At 66.3% G+C, this 13,464-nt stretch carries 14 protein-coding genes; 5 read left to right on the top strand and 9 right to left on the bottom strand.

Annotated features, from left to right (window positions below):
- From N430_RS00385 to purU, 5 genes are read right to left on the bottom strand one after another with little or no spacing between them, the layout of a single operon-like run.
- Window positions 1–2,904 carry a 2Fe-2S iron-sulfur cluster-binding protein gene (locus tag N430_RS00385; protein ID WP_110632291.1) on the bottom strand — a complete coding sequence of 968 codons (2,904 nt, stop codon included), beginning with the start codon at window positions 2,902–2,904 and terminating at the stop codon, window positions 1–3.
- Window positions 2,901–3,206 carry a sarcosine oxidase subunit delta gene (locus tag N430_RS00380; RefSeq protein ID WP_110632294.1) on the bottom strand — a complete coding sequence of 102 codons (306 nt, stop codon included), beginning with the start codon at window positions 3,204–3,206 and terminating at the stop codon, window positions 2,901–2,903. Before N430_RS00380 ends, N430_RS00385 begins: the two co-directional genes overlap by 4 nt.
- 12 nt (window positions 3,207–3,218) lie before the next feature.
- A complete protein-coding gene (locus N430_RS00375) occupies window positions 3,219–4,460 on the bottom strand; it encodes an FAD-dependent oxidoreductase (protein WP_110632297.1) in 1,242 nt (413 codons plus the stop codon).
- Window positions 4,442–5,353, bottom strand: a complete 912-nt coding sequence (folD, locus tag N430_RS00370) for a bifunctional methylenetetrahydrofolate dehydrogenase/methenyltetrahydrofolate cyclohydrolase FolD (protein WP_110632300.1) — start codon at window positions 5,351–5,353, stop codon at window positions 4,442–4,444. Before folD ends, N430_RS00375 begins: the two co-directional genes overlap by 19 nt.
- Window positions 5,350–6,216: a formyltetrahydrofolate deformylase gene (gene purU, locus N430_RS00365; RefSeq protein WP_110632303.1), complete on the bottom strand. Its 867-nt coding sequence runs from the start codon at window positions 6,214–6,216 to the stop codon at window positions 5,350–5,352. The genes folD and purU overlap by 4 nt, the downstream gene beginning before the upstream one ends.
- A gap of 224 nt (window positions 6,217–6,440) precedes the next feature.
- On the opposite strand from purU, the gene N430_RS00360 reads away from it, so the two are divergent.
- From N430_RS00360 to N430_RS00330, 5 genes are all read left to right on the top strand, one after another.
- On the top strand, window positions 6,441–6,842 hold the full coding sequence (locus tag N430_RS00360) for a hypothetical protein (protein WP_110632306.1): 402 nt from the start codon (window positions 6,441–6,443) through the stop codon (window positions 6,840–6,842).
- A gap of 418 nt (window positions 6,843–7,260) precedes the next feature.
- Window positions 7,261–7,482: an MbtH family protein gene (locus N430_RS00345; protein ID WP_054887100.1), complete on the top strand. Its 222-nt coding sequence runs from the start codon at window positions 7,261–7,263 to the stop codon at window positions 7,480–7,482.
- On the top strand, window positions 7,479–8,198 hold the full coding sequence (locus tag N430_RS00340) for a thioesterase II family protein (RefSeq protein WP_110632309.1): 720 nt from the start codon (window positions 7,479–7,481) through the stop codon (window positions 8,196–8,198). Before N430_RS00345 ends, N430_RS00340 begins: the two co-directional genes overlap by 4 nt.
- Before the next feature lie 57 nt (window positions 8,199–8,255).
- The gene (locus tag N430_RS00335; protein ID WP_110632312.1) at window positions 8,256–8,807 is read left to right on the top strand and encodes a hydrolase; all 552 of its coding nucleotides are present in this window, start codon (window positions 8,256–8,258) and stop codon (window positions 8,805–8,807) included.
- Window positions 8,808–8,833: 26 nt separating this feature from the next.
- The gene (locus tag N430_RS00330) at window positions 8,834–9,886 is read left to right on the top strand and encodes a DUF1615 domain-containing protein (RefSeq protein WP_110632315.1); all 1,053 of its coding nucleotides are present in this window, start codon (window positions 8,834–8,836) and stop codon (window positions 9,884–9,886) included.
- Between the two features lie 160 nt (window positions 9,887–10,046).
- On the opposite strand, the gene N430_RS00325 is transcribed toward N430_RS00330, so the two are convergent.
- The 4 genes from N430_RS00325 to N430_RS00310 are packed head-to-tail and all read right to left on the bottom strand — an operon-like array spanning window position 10,047 to window position 13,457.
- Window positions 10,047–10,916, bottom strand: coding sequence for a metal ABC transporter solute-binding protein, Zn/Mn family (locus N430_RS00325; protein ID WP_110632318.1), 870 nt, complete (start codon window positions 10,914–10,916; stop codon window positions 10,047–10,049).
- Complete coding sequence (locus tag N430_RS00320) at window positions 10,913–11,812, bottom strand: metal ABC transporter permease (RefSeq protein ID WP_110632321.1); 900 nt, start codon at window positions 11,810–11,812, stop codon at window positions 10,913–10,915. The genes N430_RS00325 and N430_RS00320 overlap by 4 nt, the downstream gene beginning before the upstream one ends.
- Window positions 11,812–12,558 (bottom strand): metal ABC transporter ATP-binding protein, encoded by a 747-nt coding sequence (locus tag N430_RS00315; protein ID WP_110632324.1) that lies wholly within the window; start codon window positions 12,556–12,558, stop codon window positions 11,812–11,814. Before N430_RS00315 ends, N430_RS00320 begins: the two co-directional genes overlap by 1 nt.
- Complete coding sequence (locus N430_RS00310; protein WP_110632326.1) at window positions 12,555–13,457, bottom strand: metal ABC transporter substrate-binding protein; 903 nt, start codon at window positions 13,455–13,457, stop codon at window positions 12,555–12,557. The genes N430_RS00315 and N430_RS00310 overlap by 4 nt, the downstream gene beginning before the upstream one ends.
- Between the last annotated feature and the right edge of the window lie 7 nt (window positions 13,458–13,464).

Genomic DNA, 13,464 nt, shown 5'->3' with positions numbered 1-13,464 from the left:
TCAGAGCTCCTGGCGCAGGTTGTCGGGATCATGGAAGGGCAGTTGCACCACCTTGGCATTGACCATCACACCGCCTTCCACGCGGATCGGGATGTGCATGCCAGGCGTCGCCTGATGGGCGCCGGCGTAAGCCAGGCCGATGATCTGCCCGAGGGTCTGCGAGTACTCGCAGGAGGTGACGTTGCCGCTGATGTCCGGGCCGTCCAGCACCAGGTGGCCCTCCAGCGGTTGCGGGCTGCCCTTGGGCAGGATGAAACCGACTAGCTTGCGCTTGAGCGGCTGCGCTTCGAGGATCTCGATCGAGCGCTTGCCGACGAAGAACGGCTTCTTGCGGCCGATCGCCCACTGCATGTCGATTTCCGCAGGGTGGGTCATGCCATCGGTGTCCTGGCTGATGATCACGTGGCCTTTTTCCAGACGCAGCAGGCGCTGGGTCTCGACGCCGAACGGGCGGATGCCCAGCCCGGCACCGGCCTGCATCAACGCGTCCCACAGGCGCTCGGCATGACGCGCCGGCACGTGCACTTCATACCCCAGCTCGCCGACGAAACCGACCCGCAGGATGCGTGCCGGAATGCCGGCCACCGTACCCAGGCGCACCCCCAGGTAGGGGAACGCTTCGGCCGACAGCTCGACATCGTCACACACCTTGGCCAGCACCTGGCGCGACAGCGGCCCGGCCAGGTTGACCGCGGCCAGGGCGGCGGTGACGTTGGTGATGTCCACGTCCAGCCGCCACTGTGCGTTCCACTTGAGCATCTGCTGGTAGATGCGATCGACGCCGCTGGTGGTGGCGGTGACATAGAAGTGCTGCTCGGCCAGGCGTGCGCAGACGCCGTCGTCGATCACCACGCCGTGCTCGTTGGTCATCAGCGCATAGCGGGTGCGGCCGATGGCCAGCTTGGCGAAGCCGAAGGTGTACAGGCGCTCCAGCAGTTCGGCGGCGTCGGGGCCGCGCACGTCCAGGCCGCCGAGGGTGGAAACGTCGATCAGGCCGACCTTCTCGCGCACATGGCGGGCTTCTTCCTGCATGCAGCGTTCGCGTTCTTCTGGTTTGCCGTAAAAGGCCGGGCGCTGCCAGATGCCGGCCGGCATCATCTTCGCACCTGCTTGCAGGTGGCGGCGGTGCATGGGCGTCTGCCGGTACGGGTCGAACGCACGGCCGGCGACGTGCGCCAGCTTCTCGGCCTGGAACGGCGGGCGGGCGGTAGTCACGCCAGTTTCGCTGATGCTGCGGCCGGTGGCCTGAGCCACCAGGCGTGCAGTGGGTAGCGCCGAGTGGCGGCCCTGGGACGGGCCCATGCCGACCGTGGAGAAGCGCTTGACCAGTTGCACGTCGCGGTAGCCGCTGCGGGTGGCGTTGACGATATCGCGCACTTGCAGGTCTTCGTCGAAGTCGACGAAATCCTTGCCCTTGGGGTGCGGGAAGATTGGCCAGGGGAAGTTGACCTTGGCCTCGGCAACGTAGGCCGACGGCGTTGCTGCTGGCAGGCCCAGTGCCGCGAGGGCTTCGGCGGCGCTGCGGCTGGCGTCGGTGAGCACGTTGTCCAGGCGGTGCCGGCCATTCACCGAGCCTGCGATGTCCAGGCCGGCGGGCAGGTGGCTGATGGTGAACTCGTCACGGTTGACGTCATAGGCCAGCTTGCCACCGGCCTGGCACAGCAACTGATACACCGGCATGTAACCGGCGGACATGCACAGCAGGTCGCAGGCCACGCGCAGGCCGTGGTCGCCAACCTTGCCCTGGCCAGTGATCGGGCGGATGTCTGCGCCTGTGACATGGCGCATGCCCGCCTCGTGCAGGGCTTCATAGACGGTGCTACCCAGATGCAGGGGGATGTCTCGACGCTTCAGCTCGCTGGCCAACGCGGCATCGGCGGGCGCGGCGCGCATGTCGACCAGGGCGGCGACGGCCACGCCTTGCTCCTGCAGGTCGAGCGCGGCCAGGTAGCCGTCATCGTGGCCGGTGAGAATCACTGCACGTTGTCCCGGCTTGACTGCATACAATTTCATCAGCCGCTGCGCGGCGCTGGTGAGCATCACCCCGGGCAGGTCGTTGTTGCGGAACACCACTGGCTGGTCGAATGACCCCGCGGCTACCAGGCAGCGGGTGGCGCGTACCTTGTACAGGCGCTTGTGCTGGATCACCGGCAGGTAGTTGTCGGTGAACCAGCCATTGCAGGTGGCCTCGCACAGCACCTGGATGTTCGGGTGGCCTTCGACGGCCGCCAGCAGTTCCTGGCGCAGGCTGGCGGCGCGGGTGCCGGCGATGTCGAAGCGGGCGTAGGTCAGCGAGCCGCCGAGCACCGGTTGTTGCTCGATCAGCAGCACCTTGGCCCCGGCATTGGCCGCGTCCAGCGCGGCGCGCAGGCCGGCCGGGCCGGCGCCGATCACCGCCAGGTCGACAAACAGATAGGCCTTGTCGTAGTACTGCGGCTTGAAGCCGAGGTCGAGCACGCCGAGGCCGGCCTTTTTGCGGATCAGCGGCTCCCACACCTTCCACATGCCCTTGGGCTTGTAGAACGAGCGGTAGTAGAAGCCCACCGGCATGAAGCGCGAGAACTTGCCCAGGTAGGCGTCGCGGTCGTGTTCCAGGCTGCCGTTGAAGTTCTGCCCGGTGACCACCAGGCCGTCACGGGCAGCCTCCATGTCGGCCAGCACATTGGGCTCTTCAGGGAGCTGCACCAGGGTGTTGGCGTCCTGCCCGGCCATGCTCAACGGGCCACGTGGGCGGTGATATTTGAACGAGCGCGACAGCAGCCAGCGGCCGTTGCCGAGCAGGGCACTGGCAAGGGTGTCACCGGCATAGCCCGGGCAGGCCTGGCCGTCGAATTCGAAACGCAGGGGCCGCTCGCGGTCGATCAGCAGGCCCATGGGCGCGGGGAGGCGAGTGAGGCTGTTCATCCGGCGATCTCCGGGGTGGCGGCGGGGGTGAAGTCGACGCGACGGTCGAACAACTCTTTCGGGTCGAAGGTGCGCAGCACCTGGTCGCTGACGGTGTGGCGCTCGGCGAGGAACCAGTAGCTCGAGGCGTTGTGCAGCCACCACTCGATGACCACGCCGGCCAGGTTGTCGCTGTTGAACACATAGTCGGCCCACTCGGCATCCGTGCAGCTGGCCGGGTCGGGCATGTGCTTGAACTCGCCGCCGTAGGTGAACTCGCTGATGTTGCGCGGGCCGTTCAAGGGGCAGGTCAGGATTTTCATCGTCGTGTGCTCCTAGTGGCTGGCTGCGGTGGCGCCCATTTCGTTGACTTGCTGGAAGCGGCTGAAGCGCTCCAGGGCGAACGGCGCGATCATCGCCGGCACCTTGCCGCCGCTGGCGACCAGCTCGGCCATGGTCTTGCCGCAGATCGGCGTGGCCTTGAAGCCCCAGGTGCCCCAGCCGGCGTCGAGGTAGTAGTTGTCGACCGGCGACAGGCCCATGATCGGGCTGTAGTCCGGGGTCATGTCGGTCATCCCGGCCCACTGGCGCATCAGCTTGGCGTTGGCCATGAACGGGAACATCTCGATGGCATGGGCCAGCAGGCTTTCCTTGAGGTCGAGAGTGGAGCGGGTGTTGTACAGCGGGTACGGGTCGGAGCCGCCACCGAAGACGATCTCGCCACGGCTGGTCTGTTGCACGTAGCAGTGCAGCGCCGAAGAACTCACCAGCGGGTCGAGGAACGGCTTGAATGGCTGGGTGACCATGGCTTGCAGCGGGTAGGTGTGGATCGGCGCACGGATGCCGGCCTTGGCCAACAGCTGCGAACTGGCCCCGGCCACTGCCTGCACCACGCAGCCACACTGCACGGTGCCACGGTTGGTCTTGACTGCTTCGATGCGGCCATTGCGGATCAGCAGGTCCTGCACCTCGGTCAGCTGGTGGATTTCAACGCCGCGCTTGGCAGCCTGCTTGGCGTAGCCCCAGGCCACCGCGTCGTGGCGCGCGGTGGCGCCATCGATGTGCCAGAGGCCGGCCAGCACCGGCAGGTGGCCGGGGTCGAGGTTCAGGCTCGGCACCAGCTCGCGGATCTGTTGGCGGTCGATCATTTCAGTGCGACCACCAAAGTGCTTGTTGACCTCGGCGCGCTGTCGGAAGGCACGCACCGTGGCGTCGGTGTGCGCCAGGGTCAGCTGGCCGCGCTCGGAGTACATGATGTTGAAGTCGAACTCATTGGACAGGTTCTGGAACATCCGCACCGATTCGGCGTAGAAGCGCACGCCCTCGGAGGTGAGGTAGTTGGAGCGGATCACGGCGGTGTTACGCGCCGTGTTGCCACCGCCCAGGTAGGCCTTTTCCAGCACGGCGACGTTGGTCACGCCGTGGTACTTGGCCAGGTAATAGGCGATGGCCAGGCCGTGGCCGCCGCCGCCGATGATCACCACGTCATAGCGCGGCTTGAGTTCGCACGGTGGCGGCAGGTCGACCTCCACCGGGTAGTCGGCGCTCAGGCCGTATTTCAGCAGGGCGAAAGGCATGGGGTGCGCTCCTGGTGGGCGGCCTGTTGCTGCAGGTCGAGGGCGAGCAGGGTGTTTTTCATCAGGTAGGCGATGGTCATCGGGCCGACGCCGCCGGGCACCGGGGTGATGGCAGCGACCTGGGGCAGGGCGGCAGCGAAATCGACATCGCCGACCAGGCGGCTGTGACCGCCTTCCTCGATGCGGTTGATGCCAACATCGATCACCACCGCACCGGGCTTGAGCCACTCGGCGCCGATCAGCTTCGGCTTGCCCACTGCGGCGACAAGGATGTCGGCCTGGCGGCACAGCACCGGCAGATCGCGACTGCGTGAATGCACCACGGTCACCGTGCAGTCGGCCTGCAGCAGCAGTGCGGCCATGGGTTTGCCGACGATGTTCGAGCGGCCGACCACCACCGCATGCTTGCCGCGCAACTCGCCGCAGGCATCGCGCAGCAGGCGCATGCAGCCGCTGGGGGTGCAGGGCGTGAGCACATCGCGCCCCTGGGCCAGGCCACCGACGTTTTCGCTGTGGAAACCGTCCACGTCCTTCAGCGGGCTGATCGCCTGGAGAATGCGGTGCTCGTCGACATGCTCGGGCAGCGGCAACTGCACGAGGATGCCGTTGACCTCGCTGTCACGGTTGAGCCGGTCGATCAGGGTCAGCAGTTGCGCCTGGGTGGTGTCGGCCGGCAGGCGATGCTCCAGCGAGCGGATGCCCACTTCCTCGGCACGCAGCACCTTGTTGCGTACGTACACCTGGCTGGCCGCGTCGGCCCCGACCAGTACCACCGCCAGGCCCGGCTGCACGCCGCCCTGGCGCAAAGTCTGCACCTGCTCGCGAACCTCGGCCAGCACCCGCGCCGCAGTGGCCTTGCCGTCGATCAGCTTGATGCTGGGGATGGCGTTCATTTGAAGATCACCGTGCGGTCGTGGTTGAGGAACACTCGGTGTTCGAGGTGGTACTTGACGGCGCGGGACAGGGCGATGGTCTCGGTGTCGCGGCCGATCGCCACCAGGTCGTCGGGGGCGTAGGCGTGGTCCACGCGCTGCACTTCCTGCTCGATGATCGGGCCCTCGTCGAGGTCGCTGGTGACGTAGTGGGCGGTGGCGCCGATCAGCTTGACGCCACGCTGGTAGGCCTGGTGATAAGGCTTGGCGCCCTTGAAGCCGGGCAGGAACGAGTGGTGGATGTTGATCGCCCGGCCCGACAGCTGGCGGCACAGGTCGTCGGAGAGGATCTGCATGTAGCGCGCCAGCACCACCAGTTCGGTGCCAGTGTCCTCGACGATGCGCATCAGTGCGGCTTCCTGCTCGGCTTTGGTCTCCTTGGTCACCGGCAGGTAGACGAAGCGGATGCCCTGGCGCTCGGCCATTGGCCGCAGGTCGAGGTGGTTGGAGACCACGGCGGTGATCTGCATGTCCAGTTCGCCCTTGGCATGGCGGTAGAGCAGGTCGGCCAGGCAGTGGTCGAACTTGCTGACCATCAGCAGTACGCGCAGTGGCCGGGCGCTGCTGTGCAGGCTCCAGTCCATGTCGAAACGCTGGGCGACATCGGCGAAACCAGCTTCCAGCTGCGGCGTGTCACCCTGCACGCCGGTGTTGTAGCGGAACACCGCACGCATGAAGAAGCGGCCATTGTCCTCGTCGTCGAACTGCGCCATCTCGCTGATGTAGCAACCGTGCTCGGCCAGGTAGGTGGTCACCGCCGCGACGATGCCGGACACGGCCGGGCAACTGACGCGCAGGATGAAGTGATCGGGAGCGGGGTGCATGTCGGATAGGCCTCGTGATGGAGTGGGGCAGGTCTGGCACAAGGGCAAAAAAGGCTTCGCGGCGGGCGAAGTGGTGTTTCTTGATGGGAATATAAATTTCCCTTGGGCGATTTATAGGCGAAGCGAGGGGGCGGGGTCCAGCGGTTTGTGAAATTTTTTATCCTGTCAGGAAAGTTTTTCTGAAGCGTTTACTGAGAACGGGCCGGTGAAGCTATGCTTGCTCCATGAGCATGCCACCCCCTCTTCGCCAACCGTGCCCCCCCGGCGCCTGTGACTGCGGCCGCGAACACCTGGCCGAACACCCGCCAGCGGCCCAGCGCATCCTCCTGCTCACCCGCCAGGAAGAAAAGCGCCTGCTCGAACGCCTGGAAAACCTCAAGGACCTCGAAGACCTGCAGCGTCTGCAGCATCGGCTGTACGAAAACCTCGGCATCCGCGTGCACATCAGCCCCGGTTTCAACGAAGTGCGCACCATGCGCGGCATCGTCATCGAACTAGACGACCAGCCGGGGCTGTGCCGCAAGACCCGCCAGTCGATCCCGGCCGCGATCCGCCGGGGCCTGGAGCGCAATCCGCAGGTGGCGTTCCGCTTGCTGGACGCGCATGACTTGCTGAGGGATGCGTGAGGCTGGTTCCTGACTTGGGTTGTGTGGCGCCTGTGAGATCGAGCGCCGCCCGCGCGGCGCATCGCGGGCAAGCCCGCTCCCACATCTGTTTCGGGCCAAGCACTCCTATGAAGTCAACAGGGACCGCCTTGTTTGTTCCCTTCGATATCGAGGTGGGCGCAACTGCTTTTCATCAATCTTCAGTCATGCACCAAGGCGGATCCTGTTGGCGGTACAGGAGTGACTGGCCCGAAACAGATGTGGGAGCGGGCTTGCCCGCGATGCGCCGCGCGGGCGGCGCTCGATCTCACAGGCGCTGCAAATCTCCCGGCGGGCACCAGGTGGCCTTCACCCTAATTTTTTCGCAGAGCTCTACGTCTACCTGAGAACTTCCCTGCGCCAGGCGCGCAGCGGCATCCATCACTCAAGGAGACAGGCAATGACTTCCGTATTCGACCGCGACGATATCCAGTTCCAGGTAGTGGTCAACCACGAAGAGCAATACTCCATCTGGCCCGACTACAAGGCCATCCCGGAAGGCTGGCGCGCCGTGGGCAAGAGCGGCCTGAAGAAGGACTGCCTGGCCTACATCGACGAAGTCTGGACCGACATGCGCCCCTTGAGCCTGCGCCAGCAGATGGCCGCAGCTGCCGCCCAGTGACCACGCTCAACCTGCTGTGCCTGCCGTATTCCGGGGCCAGTGCCATGGTCTACAGCCGCTGGCGGCGCAAGCTGCCGGCCTGGCTGCAGGTGCGCCCGGTCGAGTTGCCCGGGCGCGGCGCGCGCATGGGCGAGCCGCTGCAGACCGACATGCAGGCGCTCGCCCGGCAACTGGCCAACGAGCAACGCCTGGCCGCCAACGCGCCTTATGCCTTGCTCGGCCATAGCCTGGGTGCACTGCTGGCCTTCGAACTGGCCCACGAACTGCGCGTGCTGGGTTGCCCGCCGCCGCTGGCGCTGTTCGCCTGCGGCACGGCGGCGCCCACCCGGCGCGAAGATTACGACGGCAACAACTGGCGCGACCCCAAGACCGATGAGCAGCTCAAGTCTGAACTTCGCGAGCTCAATGGTACGCCGGAGGAGGTGCTGGCCAATGCCGAGCTGATGAGCCTGACCTTGCCGACTTTGCGCGCCGACTTCCTGCTCTGCGGCCGTTACCTCTACCGTCAACGGCCGGCCTTGCAGTGCCCGCTGCACGTGCTCGGTGGCGAAGCGGACCGGGCCAGTGCGGAGCAACTGCAGGCCTGGCGCCAGGAAACCCTCGGTGCGTTCTCGCTGCAGATGTTCCCCGGCGGCCACTTCTTCATCCACGAGCACGAGGACCGCGTGCTCGGCGCGCTGACGCAGGCCCTTGAAGCGCATCGGCTTTCTGCCTGATTGACGGCGCCGCTTGCCTGGGGGAGGCTAGGCCTTTTCCCAGGCAAGGGGCAGACAATGCTGATCGAACATCACAAGGCCACGTTGCTGGTCGTCGACATCCAGGAAAAGCTCATCGGCGCCATGAGCGACCCACAGGGTACCCGTGCCCGGGCGCGCTGGCTGCTTTCGGCCTGCAACGACCTGGAACTGCCGATCGTGATCTCCGAGCAGTACCCCAAGGGCCTGGGCCACACACTGGCTGAACTCCTCGCCGTGGCGCCTGCAGCCGAGGTGGTGGAAAAGACCCATTTCTCCTGCGTGGCCGCCGAGTGCCTGCCGGCCAGCCTGATGGCCCGTGAGCAGGTGATCGTCTGCGGCATGGAAACCCACGTCTGCGTGCTGCAGACCGTGCTCGGCCTGCTGGCCCTGGGCAAGCAGGTATTCGTGGTCGAGGATGCCTGCGACAGCCGCACCCCGGCCAACAAGGCCGCGGGGCTTGCGCGCATGCGCCAGGCCGGGGCGCAGGTGGTGACCCGGGAAATGGTGCTGTTCGAGCTCATGGGCAGCGCCAGCCACCCGCAGTTCCGCCACATCAGCAAGACCTACATGGTCGGTGAACAGCCCTGAACGGCCGACTGTGGGCGGCAGGGCTGATGGCCCTGGCGCTGCTGCAGGGCTGCGCCGGGCGCCGCGAGGAAGAGCCTGAGGCCGACCCGGCCAAGGTGCGGGCCCAGCTGCTGCGCCTGCTGCCGTCCCAGGCCAAGGACCGCGAAGGCTGGGCCAGGGATATCCAGGTGGCGTTCGAGGCCCAGCGCATCGCACCGAGCAAGCGCAACTTGTGCGCAGTGCTGGCGGTGACCGAGCAGGAGTCGACCTTCAACGCCGACCCGCAGGTACCCAACCTGGGGCGCATTGCCCGTGAGGAAATCGACCGCCGTGCGGCGCGCCTGCACATTCCCACGCTGCTGGTGGATGGTGCACTGAAGACGCCCTCAGGCAATGGCCAGAGCTATCAGCAGCGGCTGCTGGCGGTGCGCAGCGAGAAGCAGCTTAGCGCGCTGTACGACGAGTTCATCGCACGCCTGCCGTTGGGCAAGACGCTGCTCGGCGGCTTGAACCCAGTGCACACCGGTGGGCCGATGCAGGTCAGCATCGAGTTCGCGGAAAAGCACGCCAAGGATTATCCCTACACCTATGACGGCACCATTCGCCAGGAAGTCTTCAGCCGCCGTGGCGGCATGTACTTCGGCATTGCCCATTTGCTCGGCTACCCCACGCATTACGAGCGCCAGCTGTACCGCTTTGCCGATTTCAACGCGGGTTGGTACGCCAGCCGCAATGCCGCGTTCCAGGCCGCGTTGAGCAAGGTCACGGGGGTGGACCTGGCGCTGGATGGCGACTTGATCGCCCCAGGTTCGATCTTGCCCGGCAGCACCGAGCAGGCGGCGCGCAAGCTCGGGGTCAAGCTGGGGCTGCGTAATCCACAGATCCGCAGCCAGCTGGAGCTGGGCGACAGCCTGGCGTTCGAGGACAGCAAGCTGTACAGCGGGGTGTTTGCCTTGGCCGATGCAGCGGCAGGCAAGCCACTGCCGCGGGCGGTGTTGCCGGGGATTGAGCTGAAGAGCCCGAAGATTACCCGCAAGCTGACCACCGCCTGGTTTGCCGGGCGCGTGGATGAGCGCTATGAACGCTGCATGAACCGGTAGCTGTCATCCAACGCGATCAATTGTGGGAGCGGCCTTGCGTCGCGAAAGGGCTGCACAGCAGCCCCAGAAATTTGTGCATATGTGCTGAAATCCTGGGGCCGCTTTGCGGCCCTTTCGCGACGCAAGGCCGCTCCCACATTGACCGTGCGAGCCTGCCTGATCACCCTTCGCTGAGTGCCCCGACCACCTGCTCGACACTGGCCTTGAGCCCAGCCACCGCATCCTCCGGATCACTCTCCACCACCAGCAACTTGACCCCGGCCGCGTCGATCACCTTGGCCACTGCCGCATCCGGCTGCCGATGATCCAGCACCAGCGCCACGTCCTGCCCCTTGAGGTTCTCACCCAGCGCTTTCAGCGCCGCCTCATCCCACTTGCCATCCGCCGGCAACGGCTGCTCCACCACATCCAGGTTCAACCCGCTGGCCAGATACCCCAGGCGCTCGGACAGGCTGACCACACTCAGGTTGTCGACCTTGGCCAGCTGCGTCTGGCTGCTGGCGGTCAGCTCCAGCAGCTGGCGCTTGAGCCCCGCCAGGTTGCCCTGGATCCTGCTCTTGTCGGCGGGCGCCAGGCGCTCCAGGTCATTGGCCAGCACGTCGGCCATGCGCCCCAGGTTGGTCGGGTTCAGCCAGGGGTAGGCGCCATAGGCGTCCTCGCCACTCACGGCGATGCCCGGCAGTGCGCCATCCACCGGCCGCGCGGCGTCGATCTCGACGATGCGAATGTTGCTGCGCCGCGCCATCGGGTACAGCGGGTCGTCACGCCAGATCGAGCGCACGCCGATCACCGCGTCGGCCTGCTGCGCGGCCTTGGCCAGTGCTGCGCCTCCTCGGCTGCTGAAGAACGACGGTTGGCGGCTGGCCGGCAGGTTGGCCGGCGCGGCGCGCTTGAGCTGCACGGCGGTACCGTCGAGCAGGGCGCTGGCCAGGCTGTGGGTCACCGGCAGGGTGGCCAGCACTTGCGTGGCCGAGGCGAAAGCAGGCAGGCCGGCGAGGGCGACGGCCAGGGTCAGGTGTTTCAGGTTCATGCCGGGTTTCCTTGCAAGCGAGGGACGAGGGCGCGGGCCAGCGCGGCGAGGGCGAAGCAGATGCCGGCGACCAGAATGATCGCTGCGCCCGAGGGCACCGGCAGGTCGAGGACGATCGGCAGGAGGATGCCGAGCAGCGTGCTCAGGGTGGCGATCAGCACCGAGACGAAGAAAAAACCCTTCAACGACTGGCTGACCAGGCGCGCCGCCGCCGCCGGGATCACCAGCAGGGCGCCGACCAGTATCGCCCCGATCACCTTCACCGAAGCCACCGTGACCAGGGTCACCAGCACCACGAACAGATAGTCCAGGGTCTTCACCGCCACCCCGCGCACCGCCGCCAGTTGCGGGTTGAAGCTGGCCAGCATGATGCGGTTGTACAGCGGCAGCGCCAGGGCCAGCACCAGCACCGCAACGATGCCCAGCACCACCAGGTCCTGGGCACTGACGGTCAGTACCGAGCCGAACAGCACGTTCTCGAGGATATGCACGTTGATCTTGCCGGCCAGCATCAGCAGCAGGCTGGCGCCGAGGGCCAGCGACACCGAAAGGAACACGCCGATCAGCGTGTCTGGCGACAGCCCGGTGCGGTTACGCAGGTAGTTGAGCAGGATCCCGAACAGCAGGCAGTAGCCGAACAGGCTGCCATAGGGGCCGGTATACGGTTCGCCGAGCAGGATGCCGATGGCGACCCCGGTCAGCGCGGCATGGCCGACCGCTTCGGAGAAGAAGGCAAAGCGCTTGACCACCACCAAGGTGCCGAGGCCGCCCAGCACCGGGCCGATCATCAGGCCGGCCAGCAAGGCATTGATTACGAAACCGTAGGCCAGCGCCTCCGGCAGGTAGCCGGTGCCGGCCCATTCCTGGATCAGTTGGCGGAATGCTTCGAAGCTCATCAGGCAAGGCTCTCGCTGCGGGGGTGGACGGAGAACAGGCCGAGCAGGCGCTCTGGGGTCAGGGCCTGGGCGGGTGGGGCGTCGAACAGCACCTGGCGGCTCAGGCCGGTGACCCGGTCGGCCAGGCGCAGCACGGCCTCAAGGTCATGCTCGATCCACAGCACGGTGGTGCCGGCCTGGCGCCAGCCTTGCAGCAGTTGTTCGAACACCTGGATACCGGCTTCGTCGAGCGCTGACATCGGCTCGTCGAGCACCAGCAGTTGCGGCTCGGGAATCAGGCCCTGGGCCAGCAGCACGCGCTGGCGTTCGCCACCCGACAGCGCGCCCATGCGCCGCTTGCGTTTGTCGAGCATGCCCACCCGTGCCAGCGCCGCATCGATCGCCGGCTGCACCCGGCGTGACAGGCCGAGGAATGCCGGGCGCCGCTGGCACATGGCAGCCATGAAGTCGTCCACGGTCATCGGCAGCCCGCGGTCGAATTCCAGGGCCTGGGGCACATAACCGATCACCTGCTGCGCGCCTGGCCAGTGCAGGCTCAGCTGGCCCTGATGCGGCATCTGCCCGAGCAGGGTCTTGATCAGCGAGCTCTTGCCGCCGCCATTGGGGCCGACGATGGCATGCACGCTGCCCGCGGCGACGCTGAACTGCACCTGCTCGAGAATGCGCGTGCGGCCCAGGGTCAGGTCGATGTTGGCGAACTCGATGCGTGGCCCGCCGGGCGCCGTGAGGTTGGCAGCGGCGGTCATGCGCGGTTCTCCTGAATGGCGCGGACCACGGTGTCGAGGTTGCGCTTCATCTCCACTTCGTATTTGTCCTTGGTGTATTCGCCGTAGGAAATGTGCGTCAGCGGATACAGACGCACGCCGGACTCACGCTGGATGGTTTCGACATAGGCCGAAGGGAAGTCCATCTCCGAGAAAATCACCTTCACGTCCAGCGCCTTGAGCTGGTCGATGGTCTTTTTCAGCTGTGCCGGGCTCGGTTCGATGCCATGGGCGGGCTCGACCACCGCGGTCACTTCCAGTCCGAAATCACGCACCAGGTAGTCGTAGGCAGCATGGATGGTGGCCACGCGGAAGGTGGCGCTGGGCGCCTCGGTCACTTTGGCCAGCGCCTCGGCACGCAAGGCGCGCAGGCGTTTGGCGTAGGCGCGGGCGTTCTGCGTGTAGAGCTTGGCGTTGTCCGGGTCGAGCTTGCCCAGCTCGCGGGCGATGTTGTTGACCTGGGCGATGGTGGTGCTGATCGACAGGAAGGTGTGCGGGTTGACCACCTTGCCGGCGCCACGTGCGGCGATGCCGGTGGCCGCCAGCAACGGTACGTTCTGGTTGGCTTCGATGGTCTTGATGTCGGGCTTCTCGCTGGCGGCGATCATGCGGTCGGCGAAATCGTCATGGCCGACGCCATTGAGCACCACCACGTCCAGCGTGCCGATGCGCTTGACGTCCTCGGCGCGGGGCTCGTACGCATGGGGGTTGAAGCCCGCCGGAATCAGCGGCACCACTTCGGCCTTGTCGCCGACGATATTGCTCACGTAGCTGTAGTAAGGGTGCAGGGTGATGCCGATGCGCAGGGGCTTGCCGCTGTCGGCCAGGGCCAGTGCCGGCAGGGCGCAGGCCAGGAGCAGTGCGAGGGCTTTGCGGAACATGGGGGAT

The organism is Pseudomonas sp. CC120222-01a (genome assembly GCF_003097235.1).
In the GTDB taxonomy this organism is placed as follows: Bacteria; Pseudomonadota; Gammaproteobacteria; order Pseudomonadales; family Pseudomonadaceae; genus Aquipseudomonas.
This window is presented reverse-complemented; position numbering and strand designations above follow the sequence as displayed.